Below are 26,273 nucleotides of genomic sequence, written 5' to 3'. Positions count from 1 at the left end.
GCTTACTGCGCCGGAGGCGCAGGCGTAACCGGTGCAGGCGCAGCAGCCGGTGCCGGCGCCACAGCCCCCGCCGCCGGCGTAATCCGCCAGATCGTATTGGCCAGGTCATCGGCCACGATCACCGCGCCACGCGGATCCACCGTGACACCCACCGGGCGGCCGCGGGTCTTGCCTTCATCCGTGCGGAACCCGGTAGCGAAATCGATCGCTTCCCCGGACGGCTTGCCGTCACGGAACGGCACGAACACCACCTTGTAGCCCACCGGCGGATTGCGGTTCCAGCTGCCATGCTGGCCCACGAACACGCCGTCGGTGAAGTTTCCACCCACCGCGGGGTTGGAGAACGCAACGCCCAGCGCGGCCACGTGCGACCCCAGTGCGTAGTCCGGCGCAATCGCCGAGGCGACCTTTTCCGGGTTCTGCGGCATCACGCGGGTGTCCACATTCTTGCCCCAGTAGCTGTAAGGCCAGCCATAGAAGCCGCCTTCGCGGACCGAGGTCAGGTAATCCGGCACCAGGTTCGGGCCGATCTCATCGCGCTCGTTCACCACCGCGAACAACGTGCCGGTGCCCGGCTGCACCGCCAGCGCGGTGGGATTACGGATACCGGTGGCGAACGGCCGGTGCGCGCCGGTCTGCGCGTCGATCTCCCAGACCTGGGCGCGGTCGAGCTCGACCGCCATGCCGCGCTCGGTGATGTTGCTGTTCGAACCGATACCCACATAGAGCTTGGTACCGTCTTCGCTGGCCGCGAGCGACTTGGTCCAGTGGTGGTTGATCGCCGACGGCAGGTCGGTGACCTTCACGGGCGCGCCACTGGCCTTGGTCTGGCCTTCGGCGTAATCGAAGCGCACCAGCGCGTCCTGGTTGGCCACGTACAGCGCATTGCCTACCAACGCCAGGCCATACGGCGCGTTGAGCTTGTCGGCAAACACCGTCTTCAGCTCATACACACCGTCGCCGTCGGCATCTCGCAGCAGCGTCAGGCGGTTGCCGCTCTTCACCTGGGTGTTTCCCTTGGCCTTGATCTTGCCGGCAATCACATCCTTCGGCTTCAGGTTCGGCGCACTGCCGCCGCGCCCTTCAGCCACCAGGATGTCGCCGTTGGGCAGCACCAGGGTCTGACGCGGTATCGCCAGGTCGGTGGCGATTGCCGACACCTTGAAGCCGGCCGGCACCGTAGGCACGCTGTCGCCCCACGGGGTCGGCTTGGCGATGGTCATGTCCGGCATTACCGCGCGGTGCGGCTTGGGCAGTTCCGGATTGCCACCGAGCTGCTGCAGCTCCGGCGCCTTGCCGCTGCAGGCGGCCAGCGCCACCGCGAGTGCGGAGACGGCGAGGATCTTCGTGGACGCGCGGTTCACAGGGCACCTCCCACGCGCACACGGACGCTGGCAAAGCCCAGCCAGGTGGCAATCAGTGCGAGCACGGTGACGATCACCGACCACACCAGCGCGCCGGGCATGATCGCCCACGCATCGCGCGCATGGTGCAGCGAATTGAGGAAGCCGACGATCCAGGTCGCCGCCAGCACGATCACGTAGAAGCCATTGCGGCTGCCGCGCAGACGCCCGAGCAGGCCAAACAACAGCGCCAGGGTCGTCATCACCATGGCCCCCACCAGCAGCCAGGACGCAAAGTTGCTCCACTGGATCTCATAGGTGTTCCAGTACGCGTAGTCCGCGAGCAGCGCGCCGAGGAACAGCGGCAGCACGCCGCCTAGCACGGCGGCATGGAACGGATGGATGACCCAGTGGCGGGTCACGACGGCAGTTGAGGCCACGGTTTGTCTCCTGTAGTGGGGCGAAACGCCTGCCATCGTGCCAGCCGCAGCGTGACGGCCTTATGGATGCAGGACGCCAGATCCGGCACAGCCTCGCAATGTCCTGAATGCGACGATGGCCGTCCGTATCGCGCGAGACGGCCGCCAGCGCCGGGCTTACGCTTTGCCGCTACCCTTCCCCACGGGTCCGGGTCGGTGCTGCCGACCGGGATCGCTGCTGCTGTTGATTGCCCCCATGCGCCCAGAAACTCCGCCGTCCGCCTCCCCTGTTGCCCCGGTAGTGCCCGCCGTCACCGAACCTGCGCAGCAGGGCTTTGCGATCCGCATCGTCGGTGCCGCTGCGTTCGCACACCTGCTCAACGACATGATCCAGGCGGTGTTGCCCGCCGTGTACCCGATGTTCAAGAGCCAGTTCCAGCTGAGCTTCGGCCAGATCGGCACCATCGCGCTGGTCTACCAGTTCACCGCCTCGCTGCTGCAGCCGTGGGTGGGCATGTACACCGATAAGCGACCCATGCCCTACCTGCTGCCCTCGGGCATGGTCGCGACCTTCGTCGGCATCGGCATGATGGCCATGGCCAACAGTTACGAAATGTTGCTGCTCGCCGCCGCCGTGGTCGGCGTGGGCTCGGCGACGTTCCACCCGGAGGCCTCGCGCGTCGCACGGATGGCGTCGGGCGGCCGCTTCGGTACCGCCCAGTCCACGTTCCAGGTCGGCGGCAACACCGGCTCGGCCATCGGCCCGCTGCTTGCCGCTGCAGTGGTGATCCCGCATGGGCAGCGTGCCATCGGCTGGTTCCTGCTGATCGCCGCCGTCGCCATCTTCGTGCTGTTCCGCCTTACCGGTTGGACCGTGCGTCACGGCCAGGCCAAGATGAACAGCTTGGCGCGTTCGCATGGCATCGGCCTGAGCCGCGGCAAGGTCGTGCAGGCGATCGCGGTGGTGGCGGTGCTGATGTTCGCCAAGTTCGTCTACATCGCCTCGATCACCAACTACTTCACCTTCTACCTGATCGAACGCTTCCACCTGAGTGTGCAGCAGAGCCAGATGTATCTCTTCATCTTCCTGGCCTCCATCGCGCTGGGCACCTTCATGGGCGGCCCCGTGGGCGACAAGATCGGCCGCAAGGCGGTGATATGGATTTCGTTCCTGGGCGTGGCCCCGTTCGCGCTCGCCCTGCCCTACGCCAACCTGATGGGCACGGCCATTCTCGCCGTCGCCGTCGGCCTGGTGATGTCCTCCGCATTCGCCGCGCTGGTGGTGTACGCGCAGGAAGCCGTTCCTGGCCGCGTCGGCATGGTCTCGGGCCTGATGTTCGGCCTGATGTTCGGTATCGGCGGCATCGGCGCCGCCGGTCTCGGCAAGCTCGCCGACATCCACGGCATCGTGTGGGTCTACCACCTGACTTCGTTCCTGCCGCTGCTTGGATTGGCGACCGCATTCCTGCCGAAGACCTCGATGAAGTAGGCGCGGCTCCCAAGCCTGACGCTAGGTCCTACAACATCATTGATCGCGTATTGCGCTGCTCCAGGATGCATCGCGAAGATCAATTGGACCCCATGTCCGGATCCATAGACTCTAGTCCACACCGCATCGCCGATGCGGTTGCATGGATTTCTGGAGCTCTGCATGGATGCCCTCTGCGCGGCGATGCCGCTGCTCGCCGATCAGTGCGAGCGTATGAAGCTTGGCCAACTGACCTCGACAGCGCTCGCACTCTGCATCGCGCTTCTTGCTGGATGCGCTGACGACTCAATCCCCGCGCCAAGCGCAGGCCAGGTCAGGAAGGCTGCAGCGGTGCAGTCGAATCCGGCTTCGGCCGCCGAAGGCATGGATCGCGCAGCCAGGGCAAAAAATCGCAATCTGCGAAATGGCATCACTACCCGTTCCTTGACGGGCCGCGCATATACCTTCATCGACATGGGAGGTGTTCCCGACGGGGATGCGGCAAGCGTAGTGCGAGACCTCTCATCGGCTGCGCTTGGAGGCGAGGCGAAGGCGTCCTACGCGATCCATCTCAAACTCCGCGAGTGTGCTGGAATGATGAAGCGCTTCGACAAGGAAGGCGCTTCCGCCGTTCGCCAAGCTACTTACGAGAACTGCAGGAGCCTGTCGGCAGAGCACTACGACTCCGCATCCGAATGGCTCTCCCTTGCCGCCGAACAGGGTCATGTCGGCGCGCAACTTCTCTACGTGTCAGACCCTGAGGCAACCCTCGGAAGCCCGGCGGACATGCTTCGAGACCCCGATGCCATCAAACAGTACAAAGCCACGGCGATGAAGTACCTGAAGGCTGCGTCATCCGACGGAAGTATCGATGCACTCATCCACCTGGGCGATGCGTACCGGATCGGCGTGCTTGCCGATCAAGACCTCGTAGCCGCGTACGCCTATTACCAGGTTGCGGCCAGGGTGGAACCGCGGTTTGTGTCATCGACAAGAATGGAGGAAATCAGGAAACGGCTGACCCCGCAGGAGCTTCAACACTCACACACGAAAGGAAAGATGATTCATGATGAATGTTGCCGGTAAACGCAGTGGGAGCTGGAAGACCCGCGTGTTTGCGACCATAGTGATTGCGCTGGTTCTAGCGACGACGTGCTCGATTCTGTATGCCTGGGAGCGGGGGCCGATCCATTGTGACAATGGTTGCCTCGTCCAAGCGCCCTACATAGATCCCTTGACGCAGCAATTCCTTGAGAGCATGCGGGCACCTGTCGATGACGTTCCCTTTTGGATGTTCGCCACGGGGACATCCTATATGGTCTGCAACGCAACGCACTGCGCTACGTACCGCCAGACTTTCGAAGGAAATCGGCACAGCCGCGTCACTGGAAGAACTGACTCGGCAATTGCCCGAAGCGCTTCTTGAACATCGCGGTAAACGCACTTGGACTGGCGTAGCCCTGCGACAGGGCTACGTCGATCACCTTTTCGCCATGCGCGAGCCGCTCCAGCGCACGGACCAGGCGGATCTGCTGGCGCCATTGGCCGAAGGTCATGTCCAGTTCGCGTGCACACAGACGCTGGATGGTCTTGGCGTCCACGCCAAGACGGTGGGACCAGTCCTGCAACGTTGACGCATCGTCGGGCGTGCTTTCCCATTGATGGGCGATCTGTTGCAGGCGCGGGTCGGCCGGTTCGGGCGCGTGCAGCGGCAGCACCGGCAGCGTTTGCAGTTCGTCCAGGATCAGCTGCATCAGGTGGCCGTCGCGAGAGTTCGTCGCGTAAGGCTGCTGCACGTTTGCCGCCGCTGCGACCAGCTCAGCAAGCAGTGGCGTGATCGATACAGTGGCCGCCGTTGTCGGCGCATCCGGCATGGCCTGCGGCTGGACGTAGAGGCTGCGCATGCGCACTGCCCCGATGCAGCTGACCTTGTGGCCGATGCCCGCCGGCATCCAGATCGCACGCGTGCTCGGCACCACCCAACGCCCGCTACCGGCCTGCACCACCAGGACACCGGAGGCGGCGTAGACCAGCTGGTGGCGGTCCGGATGGTGGTGCAAGGCAATCACCGTGCCGGCCACGTAGTCGCGCGCCCGGCACAGCACCGCCGACTCGGGTCCCAACGGCAGGCGCTGGCCTGCGCTGTCTGCAGGCGGAATGTCTTTTTTTCGACGCGGCATGGGCAGGTATCGCGAAACAACCACGCCCCGACTCTAGCGCCGACCCCGGTCCGGCTCAACCACGCGCTCACGCTCCGCCGCCTAGTCTGGGCTTATGCGTCGCTTCGCACAGGCCATCGCCGAACCCGAGTCCGTCCCCGAAGGCCTGCCGCGCGAGCTGGCTGAAGCGCTGGCGACCGCGCCGGACCGCTACAACATCGGCAAGGGCTCGCCCGCGTCGGTCCTCGCACGCGATAGCGACGGGGTGCTGCATGTGGCGGAGATGATCTGGGGCCTGGTCCCGCGCTGGTCGAAGACACCGAGCACGACCTACACCACCGTTACCGCCCGTCTCGACCGCGCGCCCGCCAGCCGGATCTTTGCCAAGGCGTGGGCCGAACGCCCGTGCGTGGTGCCGCTGTCCGGCTACTACAAACTCGACCGCAGCCGCCGCCCGCCGTGGCCGCTGTTCGTGCAACGACACGACGGGCTTGCCCTGCTCGCGGCCGGCCTGTGGGAACACTGGGAGGACGGCGACGGCCTACAGTTGGACAGCTTTACCGTGCTGACCGCGCCCAACCGGGCCATTCCCAAACCGCTGACCCCGGACGGGCCGGTGTTCCTTTCCGCAGCGCAGGCGATGGACTGGCTGTCCGGCGCGATCACCACGCCCGCCGGCCTGCACGTGCCCTCGCCCGCACTGGAGGCCTACCCGGTAGGGCGCGCCTTCCGCGACCTCAAGCGCGACGACTACACCCTGCTGGAACCGGTCGACCCGGACCTGGAAACGCCATCGCCGCCCCCGGAAGACGGGGACGGCGATGGGTGGGACGAAGACAGCTGAAGGACGTCAGTGCGACATCGAGTACGGCTGCTCGGCGCCCTGCCCCGGCCACGCGGTGTTGGCGTCGGCCTGCAGGGTGAAGTGCAGTTCGCCACCGGCCATGATCTCGGCGTGGCGCAGGAACGTGCGGTTGAGCGGCTTGCCGTTGAGCGTGACCGAACCGACGTACTCGTGGCCCTTGCCCATGCCGTCGGTGGTGATGCGGAAGGTCTTGCCGTTGGGCAGGTTCAACACCGCCTTGGGAAGGAACGGGCGGCCGATGATGTACTCGGCGCTGCCCGGGGCGACCGGATAGAACCCGAGCGCGGTGAACACGTACCACGCCGACATCTGGCCCAGGTCGTCATTGCCGGCCAGGCCATCGGGACGGTCCGCGTACTGGGTGTCCATGATCTGCTTGAGGCGGGCCTGGGTGCGCCATGGCTGCCCGGCATGCGCGTACAGGTAGGCCACGTGGTGGCTGGGCTCATTGCCGTGCGCGTACCAGCCGATCAGGCCGGTGATGTCTTCCATGTGCTCGAAGATCGACGGGTCGACCTTGGCGTCGAACACCGCGTCCAGCCGCGCCAGCAGCTTGTCGGCGCCGCCGTGTGCAGCGGCCAGGCCGGCCACGTCCTGCGGGACATACCACGAATACTGCCAGGCGTTGCCTTCGGTGTAGTCGGTGCCATAGCCGCTGGCGCTGGGATCGAACGGGGTGCGGAAGCTGCCGTCGCGCTTGCGGGCGCGCATGAAGCCGGTTTCCCCATCGAAGGCATGCCGCCAGTTGGTGGCGCGCTTGTCGAACTCGGTGGCGACGTCGTTCTTGCCCATGGCCGTAGCCATGCGCGCGATGGTCCAGTCGTCGAAGGCGTATTCCAGCGTCTTGCTGGCGGCCTCGCCTTCTTCGTCGATCGGCACCCAGCCCAGTTCGCGGTACTGCGCGATGCCGTCGTAGGGGCCGTAGTTGGCGGTGGCGACCATCGCCTTGAGCGCCTTGTCGGCGTCGAAGCCACGGATGCCCTTGACGTACGCGTCGGCGATCACCGGCACCGCGTGGTAACCGATCATGCACCAGGTTTCCTGGCCGTGGAACGCCCACACCGGCAGCATGCCGTAGGGGCTGTTGTGCTGGTGGGCAAGCAGCGAATTGACCATGTCGCTGGTGCGCTGTTCCGGCTGCACCAGGGTCAGCAGCGGGTGCAGTGCACGGTAGGTGTCCCACAGCGAAAACGTAGAGTAGTTGGTATAGCCCTCGGCGCGGTGCACGGCGTTGTCCGAACCGCGGTACTGGCCGTCCACGTCCATGAACAGCGTCGGCCCCAGCAGGCTGTGGTACAGCGCGGTGTAGGCACTGCGGCGATCGTGCTGCGGTGCCTCGATGTCCAGCACCGACAGCGCCTGCTGCCACTGGGTGCGGGCGTCGGCGCGGATGCGGTCGAAGTCCTGGTCCTTGGCTTCGGCTTCAAGGTTGGCGATGGCGCCGGCTTCGCTGACCGGCGAAATCGCCACGCTCACCACCAGCGGTGCATCGAGCTTGCCGAAGTCGAACGTGCCTACCAGCTGGCGACCTTCAATCTGTGCGCGCTGGGTCGGATCGTTCTGGCCCGGCGGCGGGAAGCCCTTGTAGGGAATGTCCTTCTCGGTGTTGTGCAGCGCGTGTCCGGTCAGCGGGCGCGAGAAGCGCATCGCGAAATACAGCTGGCGGCCCGGCGCCCAGCCGCGGGTTTCGCGGAAGCCGGTGATGGTGCCGTCGTCGCGCACGCGCAGCCGCGACCATGAGATCTTGCCCGGGTAGTCGTACAGGCTGGTGCGCAGGTCGAGCAGCAGCTTGGCCGACTCGCCCTTCGGGTAGGTATAGCGGTGCACGCCGGTGCGGGCGCTGGCGGTGAGTTCGGCGCGGACCTTGTAGTCCTGCAGGGTCACCGCGTAGTAGCCGGGCTCGGCCTTTTCGTCCTTGTGGTCGAAACGCGAGGCGTAGCCGCTGCGGGGCTTCTCCGGATCGCCGCGCTCCAGGCCGGGGTCGCCGGTGAACGGCATCACCAGCACGTCGCCGAGGTCGGAATGGCCGCTGCCGGAGAAGTGGGTATGCGAGAAGCCGACGATGCTGCTGTCGTCGTAACGATAACCGGCGGCCCAGTCGTAGGCCTTCTCACGCGGCTGGATGCGGGTGTCGGGGCTGAGCTGGACCATGCCGAACGGCACCGTGGCGCCCGGGTAGGTATGCCCTTCGCCACCGGTGCCGATGAACGGATCGACCGCGGTGTAGGCGCGTTCGCCTGCGGTCTGTGGCGCCGCAGTGGCGCCTCCTGCTGCCAGCATGGCGCCCATGGCCAATGCTACCCACCCCGTTGCCGCCGCTCTGGTCATTTGGATTTAGATCGATACAAGGTGGATCGATCCTAGCATTGGATGCCCCCGCGCCGCATGTTGCGGCGCGGGGTCCAGTTTACGCGGGTCGCGCATCCGGCAATGCCGCCTCGGGGAGCGTCGGCTGGTGCGGGTCTACGGTCACCGTTTCGTCGCTCTTCAGCAGGGCATGCGCTTCGGCTTCGCTGGCGACCGCCGGCGGGGAGCCGCGCAATGGCAGGTTGGCGGTTTCCTTGACGAACAGCATGGTGATCAGGCCGATCACGGCCGCGCCCATCAGGTAGTAAGCAGGCACCAGCGGATCGCCGGTGCGCTCGACCAGCCAGGCGGTGATCAGCGGCGTGGTGCCCCCGAACAGAGAGACCGACACGTTGAAGGCGATCGACAGCGCGCTGTAACGCACGGGCGTATAGAACAACGCCGGCAAGGTGGACGGCATCGAACTGGTGAAGCACACCAGCGCCAGGCCCAGCAGCATAAGACCCAGGAAGATCAGCCAGTCGTTGCCGCTGCCGACCAGCAGCAGGCACGGGACGGCCAGCGCGAACAGGGCGATGCAGGCACCGATGATCATCGGGCGACGACCCAGCCGGTCACTGAACAACCCGCCGACAACGTTGAGCGGCATCATCACCAGCATCACGATGATGATCAGCAGCAGGCCCTTGCTCTCGGCGTAGCCCATGGTTACGCTCAGGTAGCTGGGCATGTAGGTGAGCAGCATGTAGTCGGTGACATTGAAGACGAGCACCAGGCCCACGCACTTGAGCAGCTGCGGCCAGTGCACGCGCAGCAGCGCGCCCAGGCCCGGACGTTCCAGGTCGCGCTTGTCGGCTTCTTCGGCATACGCGCGGAAGGCCGGGGTTTCTTCCAGCTTCATGCGCATGTACAGCCCGAGCAGGCCCAACGGCCCGGCGATCAGGAACGGCAGGCGCCAGCCCCAGTCCAGCATCTGGCTGCTGCTCAGCGCCATGTGCAGCACGGTCACGGTGGCCGCACCGGCGATGTAGCCGCCGAGCGTGCCGAACTCCAGCCAGCTGCCCATCAGGCCGCGGTTGCGGTCGGTGGAGTATTCGGCGATGAAGGTCGCTGCGCCACCGTACTCGCCACCGGTGGAGAAGCCCTGTACCAGCCGCGCGATCAGCAGCAGCGCGGGCGCCCACATGCCGATGCTGTCGTAGGAGGGAATCAGGCCGATGCTGAAGGTGCCCAGCGCCATCAGGATCATGGTGAAGGCCAGCACTTTCTGTCGACCATAGCGGTCGCCGAGGGGACCGAACACCAGCCCGCCGAGCGGACGGACCAGGAAGGCCACGGTGAAGGTGGCGAAGGTGGCGATCAGCTGCGCGGTTGGGCTGCTGGTCGGGAAGAACACATGGCCCAGGGTAACGGCGAGATAGCCGTACACACCGAAGTCGAACCATTCCACCGCATTGCCGAGCGCGGCAGCGCCGACGGCTTTCTTCAACATGGGGCGGTCAACGACAGTGACTTCGTCGACCTTCATCTGGCGGCGGCGCTTGAACCAACCGAAATGCGCATGTGCGGCATGCACTTCCTGCATCTGCTTTCTCCTGCAAGCAGGGTCATCCCGACGCCTGGCGTCCCCGCGCAAGGCACAGGAAAAGACCGCCTCTGGAAGAACGCGGCACGATGCGCGAAGAGGGGTGGCAACAGACGCTCCCGGACGGCCGCGAAAACACAACGGCGCTGCAGGAAGGATGACCGAGAGACGGGCAACGGCCCGGGACAATGATCAAGCGATGCATGTTACCACATTTGACCCGCCGGGCCCTGGCCATGTCTTCACATGCTGCAGAAAACACCTGTTTTCAAGCGTTTTCCATGCACTGCGATCAACCGTTCGCGTGCAGTTCCATCGCACGCATCACGATGGGTTTCGCCCAATCCGGCGTCTTCAGCAGATCGATCACCGTCACCGGATGATGCAGTCCGTCGCGATCCAGCTGCAGCAGCGGCAGCGGCGTTGCCCTGCCCTGCGCATCCACCGGCGCGCTGTTGTCGTACACGTGCAGCTCGGCAAGGTACGGCAACAACGCGATCAGGTTTTCGCGCGCGGAATCGTAACGCGCACGGATCTTGTCCTGCGGAATGTCATGACCGCCCTGGCTGACCCGATCAGCCACGCGCTGCACGTGCAGTGCAACGCTCTGCAAGCCGCAGAACCAGATCGCCACCTCGTGGCTGTCGCACGCCTCGCGCAGCAGGCGCGGAATGGTGTTGCCCCCCAGCGTTGTCTCGAATGCGAAATCGGTGCCGTCGGCCATCGCCTGGCGCAGCCGTCGGGTGCCCTCACTCCATGCCGCGGCATTGGCTTCATCCAGGGGCCAGCCCTGCTCCACCAGCCGCCGGGTGAACGCATCGGGGTTGAACCAGGTCAGGCCGGCTTCGCGCAGCCACGTGCCCAACAGCGAACTTTTACCGGCGCCGTTGACGCCGGCCAACACCAGGATCTTCGCCACCGGTCAGAGCGAGGGGCCAAGGAGCGTCGCCTTGCCACGGCGGATCGGCTGGCCGAGCACCTTGCCCAGGCCGCCCTCGCGCTGCAGGCTGGACAGGGCGGTGTCGAACTCGGCGCGCAGGCGCTCGAGTTCGCCTTGGCGGCCGTCATCCTGGCTGCCGGCCGCGCGGGCCAGCAGCTCCTGGTAGGCCTTGATGTCCACGATCACCGCTTCGGGGTGGTTGTGGTTGGTGATCACCAGCGCCTGCTTCTCGCGCACGGTGCGCATCAGGCTCGGCCAGCCGCGGGTCTTCACCGACGACGCGGTGGCCTTTTCAAGACCGGGCACATCCAAAGGCAGGCTCATGGCGGAACTCCAACGGCGGACGGGGCCAGTATACCCTTTTTGGACAAATTGGGAATTTTGGTATATCCGTGCCCGGCTAGCGGCCGGACCTACCCGGCGTCGAGGGCCTGCTCCAGCGGCTGCAGGTCTGCTGGTGCGGTCGGCCGCACCACCCTCGCCTGCTCCTGGCCGTCCTTGAGCAGCACCAGGGTCGGCCACAGCTTCACCGTGAAGGCGCGCCCGAGCGGGCGCCCCTTGCCGTCCTCAACCTTGCGGTGCGCCAGGTCGGGGTGGCCGTCCACGAACCCGCGCACCGCCGGCTGCGCGGCCTGGCAGTGCCCGCACCAGTCGGTGCCGAACTCCAGCAGCTGCCAGCCCGTGCCGGCCTCGACCTCGGCACGGGTTGGCTCCAACTGATCTGCATAGCGGGTCGCGAAGGCCATGCTCAGGCCACCAGGGCGCGCTGGATGTCGTCCAGCGTGGAATTGGTGAGGTCCTTGGCGATCTCCTTGAGCATGCGCGACTCCACTTCCTTGTGCAGCTGCGGGCGGATATGCCCCAGCGTCTTCGGGTCGGCCACCAGGATCAGGTGGCTGTAGCGGTTCTTCAGCGCGTGGTCGTTCAGCTGCTGGGCCAGCTGCTTGGCGAAGGTGGCTTCGTTGAGCTGGGAAATGCTCATGTCCTTGGGCACCGAACCGGACGGCCCCTGGCCGGACACGCCTTCCGGGCTGATGTCGCGGATCTGCAGTTCCTCGTCCTGCTTCAGTTGCAGCGTGCGGCCGTCACCCACGTTGGTGAATACACGGGCCGAGCCGCCGTCGGCGACCACTACAAGGGTTTTTTCGGGGATCTGCATGGTGGACTCCTGGAAAGATTGCGGGCGATGGGTTGGCCCGCCCCCACCGTAGGCAACCGCATGTAAGCGCGGCGCATACGCGCGTGTTCACGGCGTGTGGAAGCGCCGCCGCGCCGGGCCGCCCGGGCATTCAGCGAGCCCGGCCGTCATTCCAGTGTAAAATTCGCGGTTTTTGACCGGTACCATGGCGAAAAAGCAGCACCGCACGCCTGTCCCCGGCCCGCCCTTCATCCGGTTGCTGGCGGCGCTGGCCGACCGCAACGCCCCGCGCACCGGGCCGGACCTGTCCGACCGGCTCAGCCAGTGGATCGACTGGACCCGTGCGGTCGCGCTGTCGCGCGCGCTGGACGGGCGCCTGCCGGCCCCGGCGGGCAGCGAGCCGACCGGGGTGGAAGCGCTGGCCGAGGAATGCGCGAAGGTGCGTGCCAGCCTGGTCCAGTCCATCCAGTCCACCCCGGACGCCGGCGCACCGGTCAGGATCGACCCGATCGCGTTCCGCCAGCGCTGCCTCACCGTGCAGCGCGCCATGCTGACCGCGACCGGGCGCCTGCGCGGCCAGTTGCGCGACCGGCTCAGCCAGGAACCCGGCGAGCTGCCGCGCCTGGCCGAGGTGGACGCCGCGATGGAACAGGCCCTGAGCCCGCGCGAGCAGCAGCTGCTGGCGAGCGTGCCGACCCTGCTGGGCGCCCATTTCGAGCGCCTGCGCGACGACGCCGGTGGCGACGGGGCCGATCCCGACGCCGGCTGGCTGCAGATATTCAGGAACGACATGCAGGCCGTGCTGATGGCCGAACTGGACGTTCGTTTCCACCCCATCGAAGGCCTGCTTGCAGCGCTTCGCCCCCACTAACCGGGCTGTCATGTTCAGAACTCCTCTTTACGTTGTTGTTTTCCTCGCCGGCCTGCTGGCGGTGGGCTGGATAGGCGCCGGGTACGTCGGCAGCAACCTGGTCGGCGTCGCCGTCGCCCTGGTGATCGCGGCCTGCTACTGCGCCGGTGCGCTGGAACTTCACCGGTACCGGCAGGGCACTGCCGGACTGGCGCAGGCCGTGGCCGACGCCGCCGAGGCGCCGTCCAGCCTGGGCGACTGGCTGACCAAGGTGCCCGATGCCCTGCGCAATGCGGTGCGGCTGCGCGTGGAAGGCGAGCGCGTCGCGCTGCCCGCGCCGGTGCTGACCCCGTACCTGGTCGGCCTGCTGGTGCTGCTGGGCATGCTCGGCACCCTGCTCGGCATGATGGCGACCCTGCGCGGCACCGGCCTCGCGCTGGGCAGTGCGACCGACCTCCAGGCCATCCGGGGCTCGCTCGGCGCGCCGGTGGAAGGCCTGGCCGTGGCATTCGGCACCTCGATCGCCGGTGTGGCGACCTCGGCCATGCTCGGCCTGCTCGCGGCGCTGTGCCGGCGCGAACGCCTGCAGGTGGTGCAGCAGCTGGACACCCGCATCGCCACCACCCTGCACGTGCATTCGCAGGCCTGGCAGCGCGCCGAAGCGTTCCGCCTGCTGCAGGCCCAGGCCGGACTGATGCCGGCACTGGTGGATCGCCTGGAAGCGATGAGCGCGGCGATCGAACAGCAGAGTGGCGCCGCTGGCGAGCGCCTGGCTAGCAGCCAGGACAGCTTCCACACCCGCGCAGAGGCCGCCCATGAGCGCCTGGCCGCATCCGTGCAGCAGGCGCTGGAGGCCAGCGTCGCGCAGAGTGCGCGCGCGGTCGGCGACGCGCTGCAGCCGATCATGGCGGAGACCATGGCAGGGATTGCACAGCAGACCACCGCCCTGCAGGGCACCGTCGGCGACGCCGTGCGTGCGCAGCTCGATGGCCTGGCCACGGGCTTCGAGACCAGCCGCGCCGCCACCGACGCGACCTGGAACGCCGCGCTCGACGCGCAGCGCCAGGCCCACGACACCCTGTCGACCAACCTGCGCGCGACCCTGGCCACACTCAACGAGGCGCACGACCAGCGCGCCGTACAGCTGTTGGAAACGCTGGCTGCCCGCCTGGATGCCAGCGCCGACGCCGTGGCCGCACGTCTGGATGCCACCGCCACGCAGTGGAACGACGCGCAGGCCGTGCAGCAGCAGACCCATGCCACCCTGATTGCGCAGCTCGACGTTGCGCTGGGCCGCTTCAGCGATACCCACACCGAGCGCGCCACCGCGCTGGTGGAAACACTGGCGGACAGCCTGCAGGCGTCGCACAGCGGCCTGCAGGAACGCCTGGAAGCGCGCGACACGCAGCGCCTGGATACCTGGCGCGATGCGTTCGCGCAGCTGTCCTCGCAGCTCGGCCAGCAGTGGGCCGAGAACGGCGCGCAGGTCGCGGCCAGCCAGCAGGCCGTGTGCGAGACGCTCTCGCGCACCGCGCATGAGATCGGCACCCAGGCCCAGGCGCATGCCGCCGAGACCATCAGCGAAATCTCGCGACTGGTCACGCTGGCCTCCGAAGCGCCGAAGGCCGCCGCCGAGGTGGTCGCCGAGCTGCGCCAGAAACTCTCCGACAGCATGGTCCGCGACACCGCCATGCTGGAAGAACGGACCCGCCTGCTGGGCACGCTGGAAACCCTGCTGGATGCGGTCAACCATGCCTCCACCGAACAGCGCACCGCCGTCGACGCGCTGGTCAGCACCTCGGCCGAGCTGCTGGAGCGTGTGGGCACGCAGTTCACCACGCATATCGCCGCCGAGACCGGCAAGCTGGAAGACGTGGCCGCGCAGGTCAGCGGCAGCGCGGTGGAAGTGGCCAGCCTGGCCGATGCGTTCGGCGCCGCCATGCAGAGCTTCGGCAGCGCCAGCACCGGGCTGGGCGAACAGCTGCAGCAGGTCGCCGGCGCGTTGGACGCGTCGATGACCCGCAGCGATGAGCAGCTCGCCTACTACGTGACCCAGGCGCGCGAAGTGATCGACCTGAGCGTGCTGTCGCAGCAGCAGATCATTGAAGAACTGCAGCAGCTGGCCGGCCGTCGCCGCAGCGCCGGGGCCGCCACCGCATGAGCGACGAGATCGAGCTGGAGAACGAAACCGGCGCACCGATCTGGGCCGCCTTCGGCGACCTGATGTCGGTGCTGCTGGGTGCGTTCGTGCTGATCCTGGTCGGCGTGGTCGCACTGCAGCTGGAGCTCTCGCACCGGTTGGACCAGGAAGTGGCGCAGCGCGAGGCCGAAGCCAAGCGCCGCCAGACCCTGGAGCAGGCACTGGCCGCGCCGCTCGCGGCCGGCCGGGTGACCCTGGTGGATGGCCGCATCGGCATCCGCGGCAACGTACTGTTCGCGCTCAACTCCGACCAGCTGCAGCCGGAAGGCCGCGAACTGCTGCGCAGCCTGGCCGCGCCGCTCAGCGGCTACCTGGCTTCGCGCGAGGAAATTCTGATGGTCAGCGGCTTTACCGATGACCAGCCGGTGCGCGACAGCAACCGGCAGTTCGCCGACAACTGGGAGTTGTCCGCCGAGCGTGCATTGACCGTGACCCGCACCCTGATCGCCGAAGGCGTACCGGCCGGCTCGGTGTTCGCCGCCGCGTTCGGCGCCGAGCAGCCGGTGGGTTCGAATGCCGACGAGGAAGGCCGCGCGCGCAACCGCCGTGTGGAAATGGCACCAATGCCGCGCCTGAAGCCGAGCGCCGCAGGCGATGGACGGTAACCGCTCCGCCGCCACCGATCGCCTCGCCAAGTGGCGGGCGCAGCAGCTGGATCGCGTGGATCCGGTGCAGTTTGCGTTCCTGGAAGCGCTGCAGCGGCGCAGCCAGGCCACGCAGGGCGCGCTGCGCCGCACGCTCGATGCGCGCCTTGAAACGTTGCTGGACGCATACGCCAGCCGGCTGGCGGCACGTCCCGCTGCCACCGCGACCGCCGACACCGCCTCACCGCTGAACACGCTGGCGCCCCTCGGCACACCCCGCGCAAGCCACAACCCGGACTACCCGGCGCTGCCTGCGCTGGCGCAGTTCCGCACCCGGTGGGCGCAGCTGCGCACTGCCGGCCAGGTCCGGCAGACGCTGGCGCAGACCCCCAGCGACGGCGGCCCGTTGAATTCCAGTGTGCTGGTGCACCGGGCCATTGGCTGGATGGGCGACGTCTCGCCCGCCTATCTGGAACACTTCCTGGCCTACGTCGACAACCTGGCCTGGCTGGAACAGATGCAGCAGCGCGGCACCCTGCCCAGCCGCGACAGCGCGCCCGGCCGCGCACCGGCCAAGCCACGCCGCGCCCGCACCGCGCGCTAACCGCGCAGGGTCGCGCCGCCGTCCACGTACAGGTCGCTCATCGCGATGTGGCCGGCCTGGTCGGAGAGCAGGAACATCACCGCCTGCGCGATGTCGCCTGGCGTCGCCAGCTTGCGCAGTGGAATGCCCGCCTTGTAGGTCTCCGGACTGCCGTCAATGACGCGCTGCGCGCCGTTGTCGTCGGCCCACATGCCGGTCTGCATCGGGGTCAGGGTCGAGCCCGGCGCCACGATGTTGCAGCGGATGCCATGCGGCGCCAGCTCCAGTCCGAGGCAGCGGGTGAACATGGTCGCGGCCGCCTTGGACGCCGCATACGCGGCCATGCCATGGCGCGGCACGCCGGCCGCATTCGAGCTGACCGTGACGATGGCGCCGTGCCCGCGCGGCGTCATCACGCGTGCCAGGGCACGGCCTAGATGGAACACGCCATCGGCGTTGACCGCGAACACGCGGCGCCACTGCGCGTCGTCGATCCCCACCACCTCGCCAACCTGCAGCACGCCCGCCACGCTGATGCCGAAGCCGATCGGCCCAAGCGTGGCCTCCACCTCGGTGACCAGGGCATCCACCGCCGCCGCGTCAGCGACATCCAGCACCCGTGCATGCAGGCGGGGATGTGCAGGCAACACCGGCGCGGCCAGGTCGCTCGCGACCACCACGCAGCCGCTGTCCAGCAGCTGCTGCACCAGCGCGTTGCCAATGCCGCCGCCCGCACCGGTAACCAGTGCCAGGGTGCCGTCGAATCCGCTCAGCTTCATGTCGTGTGGTCCTGTTGGAGAACGTCCCAGTGCTGCAGTCGCGCCGACAACCACGGCGCCAGCTGCGCCACCGCCTCATGCCCGGTGAGTTCGGCATGCAGGAACGGCAGTGGCAGCGCTTCGACGCGGGCGGCATGGGCCTGCCACAGTGCGGACTGCAGGTGCGGTCGCTGCACATGGTCGTTGCCGGCGCGCACGTGCACCAGGGTGCCGTTGTAATGGCGGTGGTGATGCTCGCGGATCAGGCGATTGGTGCCGGTCACCGCGCGCACCACGCCATCGAGCACCGGTTCGGGCAGGTTGCCCAAGGCACTGTCGCCCTGGCGCAGGAAGGCGACGATGCGTTCGCGGCTGTCCAGCCCGGGGTGCTGCTCCGGGTCGTGCCCGGCAATCGCCAACAGGGCACGCAACGCGGCCACCGCATCCGGTTCGGGCTCGGCCCGCCAGCACTCGCTGGGATACGCGTCCAGCAGCACCAGCGCACCGACCTCGCGACCGTGCGCCTGCAGGTGCACGGCGATGGCCTGGGCGATGATGCCCCCGACCGACCAGCCGAGCAGGTGCACCGGGCCCTGCGGATGCAGCGCGATAATTCGCGACGCGTAGTCGGCAGCCAGCGCTTCAATGCTGTCCGGCAGGGGCGCGGTGGCATCGATCGCGGGCGACTGCAGCCCGTGCACGTCGCGCCCGGGACTCAGCGCCCGCGCCAGCGTGCGGTAGTTCCACGCAATGCCACCGGCGGGATGGATCACGAACAAGGGCGCCCTGCCCGGCTCACCGCGTGCCAGCACCAGCGTCGGTCCCAGCGCATGGTCGGTGTCCTGCGCGGCCGCGTCCAGGCGCGCGGCCAGTCCGGCCACCGTCGGTGCGGCGAAGATCGCGCCCAACCCGGGATCGCGCTGCCACTGCTGCTGGATCGCCAGCAACAGGTGCACCGCGCTCAGCGAATCGCCGCCAAGTGCGAAGAAATCGGCATCGGCCGGCACCGGCGCAGGCAGTCCCAGCGCCTGCTGGAACAGTGCGGCGAGCACGTGTTCGGTGGGCGACCCGGCGGCGCGTCCGCCGCCCTCGGCCGCCTCCGGCAACGGCAATGCGCTTCGGTCCAGCTTGCCGTTCGAGGTCACCGGCCACGCAGGAATGCGCATGATCGCCGAAGGCACCATGTAATCCGGCAGCTGCGCGCGCACTGCAGCCTGCACCACGGCGGCATCCACGTCATCGCCGGACACGTACGCAAGCAGTCGTGCCGGCATGCCGTCCGGCGCATGCAGCAGCACTTCGGCGCGCGCCACGCCCCGTGCGCTGCGCAGGGCCGCTTCGATCTCGCCCAGTTCAATGCGCAGTCCGCGCAGCTTGACCTGGTGGTCGCCGCGCCCCAGGTACTCCAGCGCGCCATCCTCGCGCCAGCGCGCACGATCGCCACTGCGATACAGGCGCTGTCCGGGCAGGTGCGGGTTGGCCAGGAAGCGTTCGGTGGTCAGGTCATCGCGGCCGAGGTACCCCCGTGCCAGCTGCACCCCGCCCAGGTACAGGTCACCCACCACGCCGGCCGGCAGCGGCCGCAGCCGCGCGTCCAGCACGTACAGCTGGGTATTCCAGACCGGGTAACCGATCGGCACCGGGTCGGAGCGGTCCTCGCGGGTGGCCGGCCAGAAACTCACGTCCACGGCGGCCTCGGTGGGCCCGTACAGGTTGTGCAGCCGTGCATCGACGCGGGCGTGGAAACGGTCGCGCAGTCCAGGGTCCAGTGCTTCGCCACTGGTGAATACCTGCTGCAGCGGCAGCGCATCCAGGTCGGGCATGGCCAGCCATGCGTCCAGCATCGACGGCACGAAATGCAGGATCGAAATGCGTTCGTCGCGGATCAGCCGGGTCAGCGCCTGCGGGTCGCGATGCATCGCCGGCGGCGCGATCACCAGCGTCGCCCCGCTGATCAGCGGCAGGAAGAATTCCCAGACCGACACATCGAAGGTGGCCGGGGTCTTCTGCAGCACGCGCGCCTGCGCATCCACCGCGTAGTGGCAGCGCATCCATTCCAGCCGGTTGACGATCGCCCGATGCTCGACCAGCACCCCCTTGGGCTCGCCGGTGGACCCGGAGGTGTAGATCACGTAGGCGGCATCGTCGGGCTGGACCGTATCGGGTAGCGCAGCCTCGCTGTCGGTGTGCCACTGCCCCGGCGTCAGCAGGCGGCAGCCCTCGAAGCGCGCGGCATCGCCGGGTTCGACCAGCACGCATCGCGGCGCTGCCGAGTCCAGGATCCGACGCAGGCGCGCGTCGGGGTGGTCCAGGTCCACCGGCAGGTACGCGCCCCCTGCGCGCAGCACCGCCACCAGCGCGACCAGCAGCGACAGCGAGCGCGGCAGCGCCACCACCACGCGCGACTCGCGGCCTACGCCGAGCGCCTGCAGCTGCAATGCCAGGGCACGGCTGCGCCGCTCCAGTTCCGCGTAGCTGAGCGACTCGCCTTCGAACACCAGTGCCGTGGCGTCCGGCGTAGCCGTCATCCGCGCCATCAACAGCGCCACCAGCGAGACGTCCGGCACTGCGTGCCCGGTGGCGTTGGCCTCCTGCACCCAGCGGCGCTCCTCCGCAGGCGTGCACAGCGCGACCTCGCCCAGCGTTCCCCCACGCGCCTGCATCTCCAGCGCGGCCGACACGAAATGCAGCAGGCGCTCGGCATGCTTCGGCAGTGCCGCCGCCGCGTGCCGCGCCGGGTTGGCCTCGATCTCCAGCACCAGCGCGCTGACCGCATCGCCGCGGAAGCCGAGGTTGATGTCGTCCACCGGCCCGGTGCACAGCACCTCCAGCTGCGCCGTGACCCCCTGCCACGGCAGCGGCCGGTAGAACGGCTGCACATTGACCAGCGGCCCATGCAGCCGGTGCTGCAAGCCGACCCAGCCCAGGTCGCGGCGCAGCTGCTCGCCGCGATAACGCCCGTGCCGACGTCCCCGCACCAGCAAGCGCGCAGTGTCGCGCACGCTGGCGTCGATCCGGTCGTCGTCGCGTGCCCCGACCCGCAGCGGCAGCACGTTCATCACCATCGCTGGCACCCGCGCCGACGCACTGCCCAGCCGGCCCATGAACGGCACCCCCACCATCACTTCCTCGGTCGCGCTGTACCGCCGGCAGTACTCCGCGGTCAGCGTGGTGAGCAGGTCCGGCCACGGCTGGCCGATCGCCTGCGCTGCGCTGAGCAGCCGTTCGCGCAGCGCGGCGTCCATCGGCCGGGTGAAGCGGTGCGCGTCGGCTGCTGCGGCCGCCGTGCCGCCGCCCAGCCCTTCGGCCGGCGTCGTCCCCTGCAGGTAGGCGTGCCAGTGCGCGGCATCGCGCGTGCGCCGGTCGTCGGCCTGGTACTGCGCGTCTTCGTCCAGGACCGGCCGCAGCGGCTGCAGCGGTTCACTGTCGCCGCCGTTGTACAGCGCGCAGACCCGTGCACTGAACAACGCCATGCCGTAACCGTCCGTCGCCAGGTGGTGCACCCGCACGTACCAGGCCACGCGCTGCGGCCCCACTACGTACAGCCGTTGCCGGGCCAGCCGGTCACGCGCGGGATCGACCGGTCGCAGGCGCTCGGCCTGCATCGCATCGCGCACCGCCTGCTCCGGATCCGCTGCCGTGGACACGTCCACCACCTGCAACAGCGGCACGTGTGCGGGATCCAGCCATTGCCACGGCACGCCTTCCGCGTCGGCGGCCATGCGCAGCCGCAGCGCTTCCGCCTCGGCCGCCGCCGTGTCCGCCGCCGCCGTGAAGCGGGCCAGGTCCAGCCCACCGTCGAACCAGATCGCGTGCGCAGTATTGAACGCTGCAGCTCCGGCCCCGTAGCGCCGGGTGCTGCCCGGCGGCTCTTCCAGCACGCGCTGCGCGAACCACAACCCGCGCTGCGCCTCGCTCAACGGCCAGCACAGGGCGTCCGCTGGAATCCCGCTGGCCGCGCCCCCGCTCATGCGTCGACGCGGGCCCGCGCCTGCAACTTCTGCACCACCTGCCACCAGCCGGCCAGTGTGGTGTGCTCGGCCAGATGGCCGAATTCCAGCGCAATGCCGGTATTGCCCCAGGCCAGCACCAGCCCGAGCACGCGCATCGAATCCAACCCCAGGTCCATCAGGTGGTCGTCGTCGCCCACCGCTTCGGGCGGCTCGCCCAGCAGGTCGGCGACATCGGCGCGCATGCGCTCCAGGGTGAGCGGCGCGGGGGCCAGGGAATCGGTCATGCGAGCGTCTTCAGCAGTTGGTCGGTGGTCATCGGTACGCCGCAGGTGCGCGCGATCCAGCGCAGCGCCTGATCGTGGTCCTCGCGCGAGAAGTCGGCCACCGCGTCTGCGGCGATGAAGGCTTCGATGTCGCGCTGGAACGCCTCCGCCACGGTGGCGGTGCAGCCGATATGCGCGTACACGCCGGTAACCAGCAGCTGGTCGCGGCCGCGCACGCGCATCAGGGTTTCAAGGTTGCTGCGCTGGAACGCGCTGTAACGGTGCTTGACCAGCACATGGTCGCCGTCGGTTGGCGCCAGCGCGTCGATGATGGCTTCATGCTCGGCGGTGGCGTGCATCCCCGGGCCCCACAGGTCGGCCTGCAGCCCGCGGTCGCGGCGGTCCTGGTGGCCGCGCTGCGCGGTGTAGAACACCGGAATCCCGCGTGCACGGCAGTGCGCGATCAACCGCGCGATGTTGGCCACCGCCGGCGACAGCGGCGCGCTGTCGGCACCGAAGGGCGCCAGGAAATAGCGCTGCATGTCGTGCACCAGCAGCGCCAGGCGCGCCGTCTCCGGCCGCCATGGCCCACGCGGCGGCGGCAGCTCGGCGGCGGTGGGCAAGGCGTAATCGGTAATGCGGGGCAACGCCATCAGCGCGTCTCTCCTGTCTGTGCAATGTGCTGGGCGCGCAGCTGGGCGCGCAGTTCGCGGCGGCTGACCTTGCCCACCGCGGTGGTACCGAAGGCATCAACGAACACCACCTGGTCAGGCACCTTGAAGGCGGCCAGGCCGCGCCCGCGCACCCAGGCCTTCAGGCTGGCCGCACTGGGGCGCTCACCCCGCGCGATCACGAACGCACAGCTGCGCTCGCCCAGGTACGGGTCGGGCATCGAGACCACGGCGGCGTCGAACACGCCGGCGTGCGCCAGCAGGTGGTCCTCGATCTCCTCGGCGGAGATCTTCTCGCCGGCGCGGTTGATGTGGTCGCCCGCGCGGCCCTGCACCACCAGATAGCCACCGGGCAGCTGCTGGACCATGTCGCCGGTGCGGTAGTAGCCGTCCTCGGTGAAGGAACGCGCATTGGCGCCGGGGTCGTTGTGGTAACTGCGGATCGTGTATGGACCGCGCGTGAGCAGGTGGCCGACCTCGCCCGGTGCGACCGGGTGGCCGTGGTCGTCCACCACCAGAACTTCGTCGTCCGGCGAAATCGGGCGGCCCTGGGTGCCGAGCACGCAGTCCAGCGGATCATGCAGGCGGGTGTAGTTGACCAGGCCCTCGGCCATGCCGAATACCTGCTGCAGCTGGCAGCCGAGTCCGTCGATCACCCGGCGCGCGGCCTCCGGCACCAGCTTGGCGCCGCCCACCTGCACCACCTGCAGGCTGGAAAGCTCATGCGCGGTGGTGGCCGCGGCCTGCGCCCACAGCAGCGCCAGCGGTGGCACCAGGCCGACACAGGTCACCCGCTCGCGCGCGATCAGCGGGAAGGCCGTGTCCGGCCCGGCGCCGGCGCTGAGCACCACGCGCGCGCCGGCGTAGAGCGCACCGAAGAAACCCGGCGAACTCATCGGGAAATTATGCGCGGCCGGCAGGGCGACCAGGTACACGCTGTCGCGGGTGATCCCGCAGATCGCGTTGCTGGCGCGGAACGAGTAAAGGTAATCGTCATGCGTGCGCGGAATCAGCTTGGAGAGGCCGGTGCTGCCACCGGACAGCTGCAGGAACGCGACCGCCTGCGGGTCCGGGTCGGGCGGCAGATGCGCGGTGTCGCCCTGCAACGCGTCGACCGCGGTGAACTCGGCGGCATCGCCCACCACCAGCACGTGGCGCAGCGCGGGAATCGCGGCCTGCAGCTCGCGCGCCAACAGGCGGTAATCGAAGCCTTCGTACTGCGCGGTGGTGATGTAGGCGTTGGCCTCGGCCTTGCGCAGCACGTGCGCCACTTCGGTGAAGCGGTGGGCGGGCAACGCATACACCGGCACCAGCCCGGCGCGGAACAGGCCGCAGACCACGGTCACGAATTCCACGGTATTGCCCAGCTGCACCACCACCCGGTCGCCGGGCTGCAGCCCGTGGCCGAGCAGGCCGGCGCCGATGCGCCCGGCCTCATCCCACAGCTGCGCATAGCTCAGCCGACGCTCGCCGCCGACCACGGCGATGTCATCTGCGTACTGCTGCGCGCGCTCGCGCAGGAAGCCGGGAAAGGTTTCGCCGCGCCAGTACCCGGCGGCGCGATAGCGGGCAACCAGCCCCGGCGGCCAGGCCTGGCGCAGGGGAACGCGGGCGGGAGCAACGGGAACAACCATCAGCAACTCCAGGAATCAGTCGACAAGGCACCGTCCGCGCCCAGCGCGGCCAGCAGCGCCCCGAATTTCGTCGCGGTCTCGGCCACTTCCGCCGCCGGTTCGGAACCGGCCACGATGCCGGCACCGGCGTGGATGCAGGCCTGCGTGCCCTGCACGCGCGCGCAGCGGATCGCCACGTACCAGTCGCCATCGCCGTTGGCATCGATCCAGCCAACCGCACCGGCGTAAAACCCGCGCGGCACCGGCTCCAGTTCGTGGATGGCGTCGCGCGCCAGGCTCGGCGGCGTGCCACACACCGCCGGGGTGGGATGCAGCGCGGCCAGCAGCGTGGCGACCGAGGTTGTTGGATCGCGCAGCGTCGCTTCGATGCGCGTGCCCAGGTGCCACAGCGTGGTGGTGGCATGCAGCGTGGGTTGCGGCGCCGCATCGATCGCATCGCAATACGGCCGCAGCGCCTCGACGATGGCCTCGACGACGTAGCGGTGCTCATCGTGGTCTTTCGCAGACGCCAGCAGCTCACGCGCGGCCCGGGCGTCTTGTTCCGGGTCGGCATGGCGTGCCGCCGAACCGGCCAGCGGATGCGAGAGCACCTGGCGGCCACGGCGCGACACCAGCCGTTCCGGGCTGGCCCCGACCAGCCATGCCGGAGGCTGGTTGGCGGCAACCGGCAGCGGTGCCAGGTAGGTCACCGCGTCCGGGTCGCGGCCGAGCCGCGCGACCAGCGCGTGCGGATCGATGGGGGTGTGCGACTGCACACGCAGGGTGCGTGCGAGGACCACTTTCTGCAGCGGTGCGCCTGGCTGGCGCAGCCGGGACACTGCCGTTGCCACGCTCGCGGCATACTGCGCGGCAGCGGGTTCGGCATGGATCCCGCCACGAAAGCGCGGCGACACGGACGCGGGCTCACGGCTGCCCTGCCCCAGCGACTGCGGCTGGAACAGCGCATCGGGCGCCTGCGGGTCGAAGGGCACCAGCCCGACCAGCAGCGCCGGACCGCGTTGCCGGGCCGCGAAGAACGCGCGCACGCGCGCCTCCAGCGTGGCGGTGCCACCAGCGGACAGCGTTGCGAGGCAGCCGCGCGCTTCGAGCGTGCGCCCGGCCACGCGCAGCTGGAAGCGCGTCGCCGTGTCGACCGCCACGTCTTCAGCGGTGCCATCGACGGTGTCGCATGTGCGGACGGCATCGTTCATGGCGCACGCCTGCCGTGCAGCAACGCCGCGACTGCCAGCGCAGACAGCACCGCGCCGACCAGCAGGTACGGCACGCTGGGCGCAATGCGGTACAGGAGGGTGCCGACCATCGGGCCGATCACCATGCCCAGCCCCTGCACGCCCGCCACCGCGCCGGCGGCGGCGCCCTGCTCGTGCGCCTCCACCGAATCGGCGGCCAGCGCCTGGAACGAGGGAAACACAAAGCCCATGCCAAACGCCGCGACCGCATAGGTCGCCAGCAGCTGCCAGGGCAACGTGACCAGCGCCACCGAACCGAATCCCAGCGCCGCGATCAGCGCCCCCAGCGCGATCCAGTGGCGGGGTGGCATGCGCTTGAAGGTCATCACCAGCATCTGCGCCAGGATCAGGCCGACACCCACCGCCGTCAGCGCCAGCCCGGCCATGCGCGCACCGGCCGCGGGGGCCAGCTGCAGGCGGTCGATGGCAAAGAAGCCGACCGTGACCTGCGCGATGGTCACCGAAATCATCGCGGCGAACACGGCCATCATCGGCAGGCGCAGGCGTGGATCGAACCGGCCCAGGGGCGCCTGCGGCCCCTTGCCCGCTGCTGCAGCCGGAGCCGCCTTCGGTAGGCGCCATGCAATCACCAGCAGCGCCAGCACCGGCAGCAATGCGGCCACGTACAACGTCAGCGCGAGATTGTGGAAGGCGACCCAACCGGCCGCTGCGGGCCCGATCACCATGCCCAGCGCATTCGCGCTGCCGAGCTTGGCCATCGCACCGGCGCGTTGGCCCGGCGCGGCTTCATCGGCCACCAGCGCGGCGGCGGTCGGCGGAACGGCGGCATAGAACAAACCGACCAGCGCACGCGTACCCACCAGCACCAGTACCGACACCCACACCGCCGGCGCCGAGCGCAACGCGGCGTCCACGAACACGGCCATCAGCACATAGATCACCGCATACGCGGCGAGCGCGGTCAGCAGCACGCGGCGGCGTCCGATCCGGTCGCTCAGTGCGCCCCAACGGCGTGCGGAGAGCATCCACAGCACGCCAGCCGCCGTCACCGACAATCCGGCATGCCACTCCGAGAGTCCCAGCAGGCGGACCACCGGGCCGATCACGGCCACGAACGCCATCATCGCCATGGTCCCGACCCAGGCCGCGAAGACCAGGGCCGGTAGGCTGGAAACGACAGGGGTTGAACGCATGCACCACCAGAAGCAGACAGGAATGGACACGCACCGCGCAGGGCGGGCGTTCGATTGAGTCGGCTTCGTCAGTGCGGGCACCGGCGTGGCTATCAGCGTAAATGATAACAGCTCGCATTTGGATTGTGGCGGTCAATCACCCCCGGTTTGCACCCGGCTCTCTAAGCTGC

At 68.6% G+C, this 26,273-nt stretch carries 23 protein-coding genes; 7 read left to right on the top strand and 16 right to left on the bottom strand.

Annotated elements, in window-relative coordinates:
• Window positions 1-2: 2 nt before the first annotated feature.
• Together C2U58_RS05635 and C2U58_RS05630 are read right to left on the bottom strand one after the other, a co-directional pair.
• On the bottom strand, window positions 3-1,364 hold the full coding sequence (locus C2U58_RS05635; RefSeq protein ID WP_102944911.1) for a sorbosone dehydrogenase family protein: 1,362 nt from the start codon (window positions 1,362-1,364) through the stop codon (window positions 3-5).
• On the bottom strand, window positions 1,361-1,783 hold the full coding sequence (locus C2U58_RS05630; RefSeq protein ID WP_102944910.1) for a DUF2231 domain-containing protein: 423 nt from the start codon (window positions 1,781-1,783) through the stop codon (window positions 1,361-1,363). Before C2U58_RS05630 ends, C2U58_RS05635 begins: the two co-directional genes overlap by 4 nt.
• A 235-nt stretch (window positions 1,784-2,018) precedes the next feature.
• Here C2U58_RS05630 and C2U58_RS05625 point away from each other — a divergent pair, with 235 nt between their 5' ends.
• On the top strand, window positions 2,019-3,251 hold the full coding sequence (locus tag C2U58_RS05625) for an MFS transporter (RefSeq protein ID WP_102944909.1): 1,233 nt from the start codon (window positions 2,019-2,021) through the stop codon (window positions 3,249-3,251).
• A 162-nt stretch (window positions 3,252-3,413) separates the two neighbouring features.
• Window positions 3,414-4,316 (top strand): sel1 repeat family protein, encoded by a 903-nt coding sequence (locus C2U58_RS05620; protein WP_146033411.1) that lies wholly within the window; start codon window positions 3,414-3,416, stop codon window positions 4,314-4,316.
• 296 nt (window positions 4,317-4,612) lie between these two features.
• Here the strand turns inward: C2U58_RS05620 and C2U58_RS05615 are convergent, their stop codons facing one another.
• Window positions 4,613-5,410, bottom strand: a complete 798-nt coding sequence (locus tag C2U58_RS05615) for a helix-turn-helix transcriptional regulator (RefSeq protein WP_102944907.1) — start codon at window positions 5,408-5,410, stop codon at window positions 4,613-4,615.
• 94 nt (window positions 5,411-5,504) lie between these two features.
• Between C2U58_RS05615 and C2U58_RS05610 the strand changes: the two genes are divergently transcribed.
• Entirely contained in the window at window positions 5,505-6,233 is a 729-nt protein-coding gene (locus tag C2U58_RS05610) for an SOS response-associated peptidase family protein (RefSeq protein WP_102944906.1), read from the top strand.
• 6 nt (window positions 6,234-6,239) lie between these two features.
• On the opposite strand, the gene C2U58_RS05605 is transcribed toward C2U58_RS05610, so the two are convergent.
• The 6 genes from C2U58_RS05605 to C2U58_RS05580 all read right to left on the bottom strand — a co-directional run bounded on the left by C2U58_RS05605 (window position 6,240) and on the right by C2U58_RS05580 (window position 12,245).
• Window positions 6,240-8,543 carry a GH92 family glycosyl hydrolase gene (locus C2U58_RS05605; protein ID WP_343125463.1) on the bottom strand — a complete coding sequence of 768 codons (2,304 nt, stop codon included), beginning with the start codon at window positions 8,541-8,543 and terminating at the stop codon, window positions 6,240-6,242.
• 118 nt (window positions 8,544-8,661) lie between these two features.
• Entirely contained in the window at window positions 8,662-10,146 is a 1,485-nt protein-coding gene (proP, locus tag C2U58_RS05600; RefSeq protein ID WP_102944904.1) for a glycine betaine/L-proline transporter ProP, read from the bottom strand.
• Between the two features lie 292 nt (window positions 10,147-10,438).
• The gene (locus C2U58_RS05595; RefSeq protein WP_102944903.1) at window positions 10,439-11,065 is read right to left on the bottom strand and encodes a hypothetical protein; all 627 of its coding nucleotides are present in this window, start codon (window positions 11,063-11,065) and stop codon (window positions 10,439-10,441) included.
• Between the two features lie 3 nt (window positions 11,066-11,068).
• The gene (locus C2U58_RS05590) at window positions 11,069-11,410 is read right to left on the bottom strand and encodes a type II toxin-antitoxin system prevent-host-death family antitoxin (RefSeq protein ID WP_102944902.1); all 342 of its coding nucleotides are present in this window, start codon (window positions 11,408-11,410) and stop codon (window positions 11,069-11,071) included.
• A gap of 89 nt (window positions 11,411-11,499) precedes the next feature.
• Window positions 11,500-11,832 carry a thioredoxin family protein gene (locus C2U58_RS05585; RefSeq protein WP_102944901.1) on the bottom strand — a complete coding sequence of 111 codons (333 nt, stop codon included), beginning with the start codon at window positions 11,830-11,832 and terminating at the stop codon, window positions 11,500-11,502.
• A 2-nt stretch (window positions 11,833-11,834) separates the two neighbouring features.
• Window positions 11,835-12,245, bottom strand: a complete 411-nt coding sequence (locus C2U58_RS05580; RefSeq protein WP_102944900.1) for a host attachment family protein — start codon at window positions 12,243-12,245, stop codon at window positions 11,835-11,837.
• Between the two features lie 172 nt (window positions 12,246-12,417).
• Between C2U58_RS05580 and C2U58_RS05575 the strand changes: the two genes are divergently transcribed.
• Genes C2U58_RS05575 through C2U58_RS05560 form a run of 4 tightly spaced genes read left to right on the top strand, consistent with a single transcriptional unit; the run spans window position 12,418 to window position 16,462 of the window.
• Complete coding sequence (locus tag C2U58_RS05575) at window positions 12,418-13,095, top strand: DUF3348 domain-containing protein (RefSeq protein ID WP_172448078.1); 678 nt, start codon at window positions 12,418-12,420, stop codon at window positions 13,093-13,095.
• A gap of 10 nt (window positions 13,096-13,105) precedes the next feature.
• The gene (locus C2U58_RS05570; protein ID WP_102944899.1) at window positions 13,106-15,235 is read left to right on the top strand and encodes a DUF802 domain-containing protein; all 2,130 of its coding nucleotides are present in this window, start codon (window positions 13,106-13,108) and stop codon (window positions 15,233-15,235) included.
• A complete protein-coding gene (locus C2U58_RS05565) occupies window positions 15,232-15,879 on the top strand; it encodes an OmpA family protein (protein WP_102944898.1) in 648 nt (215 codons plus the stop codon). Before C2U58_RS05570 ends, C2U58_RS05565 begins: the two co-directional genes overlap by 4 nt.
• Window positions 15,869-16,462, top strand: coding sequence for a DUF2894 domain-containing protein (locus C2U58_RS05560; RefSeq protein WP_102944897.1), 594 nt, complete (start codon window positions 15,869-15,871; stop codon window positions 16,460-16,462). The genes C2U58_RS05565 and C2U58_RS05560 overlap by 11 nt, the downstream gene beginning before the upstream one ends.
• Here the strand turns inward: C2U58_RS05560 and C2U58_RS05555 are convergent.
• From C2U58_RS05555 to C2U58_RS05525, 7 genes are read right to left on the bottom strand one after another with little or no spacing between them, the layout of a single operon-like run.
• Complete coding sequence (locus C2U58_RS05555) at window positions 16,459-17,220, bottom strand: 2,3-dihydro-2,3-dihydroxybenzoate dehydrogenase (RefSeq protein WP_102944896.1); 762 nt, start codon at window positions 17,218-17,220, stop codon at window positions 16,459-16,461. The two genes, C2U58_RS05560 and C2U58_RS05555, sit on opposite strands and share 4 nt — an antisense overlap.
• Window positions 17,217-21,170: a non-ribosomal peptide synthetase gene (locus tag C2U58_RS05550; RefSeq protein WP_102944895.1), complete on the bottom strand. Its 3,954-nt coding sequence runs from the start codon at window positions 21,168-21,170 to the stop codon at window positions 17,217-17,219. Before C2U58_RS05550 ends, C2U58_RS05555 begins: the two co-directional genes overlap by 4 nt.
• Window positions 21,167-21,436, bottom strand: coding sequence for a phosphopantetheine-binding protein (locus tag C2U58_RS05545; protein ID WP_102944894.1), 270 nt, complete (start codon window positions 21,434-21,436; stop codon window positions 21,167-21,169). The genes C2U58_RS05550 and C2U58_RS05545 overlap by 4 nt, the downstream gene beginning before the upstream one ends.
• Entirely contained in the window at window positions 21,433-22,068 is a 636-nt protein-coding gene (locus C2U58_RS05540) for an isochorismatase family protein (RefSeq protein ID WP_102944893.1), read from the bottom strand. The genes C2U58_RS05545 and C2U58_RS05540 overlap by 4 nt, the downstream gene beginning before the upstream one ends.
• Complete coding sequence (locus C2U58_RS05535; RefSeq protein WP_102944892.1) at window positions 22,068-23,720, bottom strand: AMP-binding protein; 1,653 nt, start codon at window positions 23,718-23,720, stop codon at window positions 22,068-22,070. The genes C2U58_RS05540 and C2U58_RS05535 overlap by 1 nt, the downstream gene beginning before the upstream one ends.
• A complete protein-coding gene (locus C2U58_RS05530) occupies window positions 23,720-24,910 on the bottom strand; it encodes an isochorismate synthase (protein ID WP_102944891.1) in 1,191 nt (396 codons plus the stop codon). Before C2U58_RS05530 ends, C2U58_RS05535 begins: the two co-directional genes overlap by 1 nt.
• On the bottom strand, window positions 24,907-26,103 hold the full coding sequence (locus C2U58_RS05525) for an MFS transporter (RefSeq protein WP_102944890.1): 1,197 nt from the start codon (window positions 26,101-26,103) through the stop codon (window positions 24,907-24,909). Before C2U58_RS05525 ends, C2U58_RS05530 begins: the two co-directional genes overlap by 4 nt.
• Window positions 26,104-26,273 lie beyond the last annotated feature (170 nt).

This window comes from Stenotrophomonas sp. VV52, from assembly GCF_002893095.1.
GTDB classification, from domain to species: Bacteria; Pseudomonadota; Gammaproteobacteria; order Xanthomonadales; family Xanthomonadaceae; genus Stenotrophomonas; species Stenotrophomonas aracearum.
Note: the sequence above shows the minus strand (reverse complement) of the source record. Positions and strands in the feature narration are given on the sequence as shown.

Bases quoted from the DNA above. Each gene is read 5' to 3' on its own strand.
- C2U58_RS05625 (WP_102944909.1), top strand. From the start codon at position 2,019: ATGCGCCCAGAAACTCCGCCGTCCGCCTCCCCTGTTGCCCCGGTAGTG.
- C2U58_RS05620 (WP_146033411.1), top strand. From the start codon at position 3,414: ATGGATGCCCTCTGCGCGGCGATGCCGCTGCTCGCCGATCAGTGCGAG.
- C2U58_RS05615 (WP_102944907.1), bottom strand. From the start codon at position 5,410: ATGCCGCGTCGAAAAAAAGACATTCCGCCTGCAGACAGCGCAGGCCAG.
- C2U58_RS05610 (WP_102944906.1), top strand. From the start codon at position 5,505: ATGCGTCGCTTCGCACAGGCCATCGCCGAACCCGAGTCCGTCCCCGAA.
- C2U58_RS05605 (WP_343125463.1), bottom strand. From the start codon at position 8,543: ATGGGCGCCATGCTGGCAGCAGGAGGCGCCACTGCGGCGCCACAGACC.
- proP (WP_102944904.1), bottom strand. From the start codon at position 10,146: ATGCAGGAAGTGCATGCCGCACATGCGCATTTCGGTTGGTTCAAGCGC.
- C2U58_RS05590 (WP_102944902.1), bottom strand. From the start codon at position 11,410: ATGAGCCTGCCTTTGGATGTGCCCGGTCTTGAAAAGGCCACCGCGTCG.
- C2U58_RS05585 (WP_102944901.1), bottom strand. From the start codon at position 11,832: ATGGCCTTCGCGACCCGCTATGCAGATCAGTTGGAGCCAACCCGTGCC.
- C2U58_RS05580 (WP_102944900.1), bottom strand. From the start codon at position 12,245: ATGCAGATCCCCGAAAAAACCCTTGTAGTGGTCGCCGACGGCGGCTCG.
- C2U58_RS05570 (WP_102944899.1), top strand. From the start codon at position 13,106: ATGTTCAGAACTCCTCTTTACGTTGTTGTTTTCCTCGCCGGCCTGCTG.
- C2U58_RS05565 (WP_102944898.1), top strand. From the start codon at position 15,232: ATGAGCGACGAGATCGAGCTGGAGAACGAAACCGGCGCACCGATCTGG.
- C2U58_RS05560 (WP_102944897.1), top strand. From the start codon at position 15,869: ATGGACGGTAACCGCTCCGCCGCCACCGATCGCCTCGCCAAGTGGCGG.
- C2U58_RS05555 (WP_102944896.1), bottom strand. From the start codon at position 17,220: ATGAAGCTGAGCGGATTCGACGGCACCCTGGCACTGGTTACCGGTGCG.
- C2U58_RS05550 (WP_102944895.1), bottom strand. From the start codon at position 21,170: ATGAGCGGGGGCGCGGCCAGCGGGATTCCAGCGGACGCCCTGTGCTGG.
- C2U58_RS05545 (WP_102944894.1), bottom strand. From the start codon at position 21,436: ATGACCGATTCCCTGGCCCCCGCGCCGCTCACCCTGGAGCGCATGCGC.
- C2U58_RS05540 (WP_102944893.1), bottom strand. From the start codon at position 22,068: ATGGCGTTGCCCCGCATTACCGATTACGCCTTGCCCACCGCCGCCGAG.
- C2U58_RS05535 (WP_102944892.1), bottom strand. From the start codon at position 23,720: ATGGTTGTTCCCGTTGCTCCCGCCCGCGTTCCCCTGCGCCAGGCCTGG.
- C2U58_RS05530 (WP_102944891.1), bottom strand. From the start codon at position 24,910: ATGAACGATGCCGTCCGCACATGCGACACCGTCGATGGCACCGCTGAA.
- C2U58_RS05525 (WP_102944890.1), bottom strand. From the start codon at position 26,103: ATGCGTTCAACCCCTGTCGTTTCCAGCCTACCGGCCCTGGTCTTCGCG.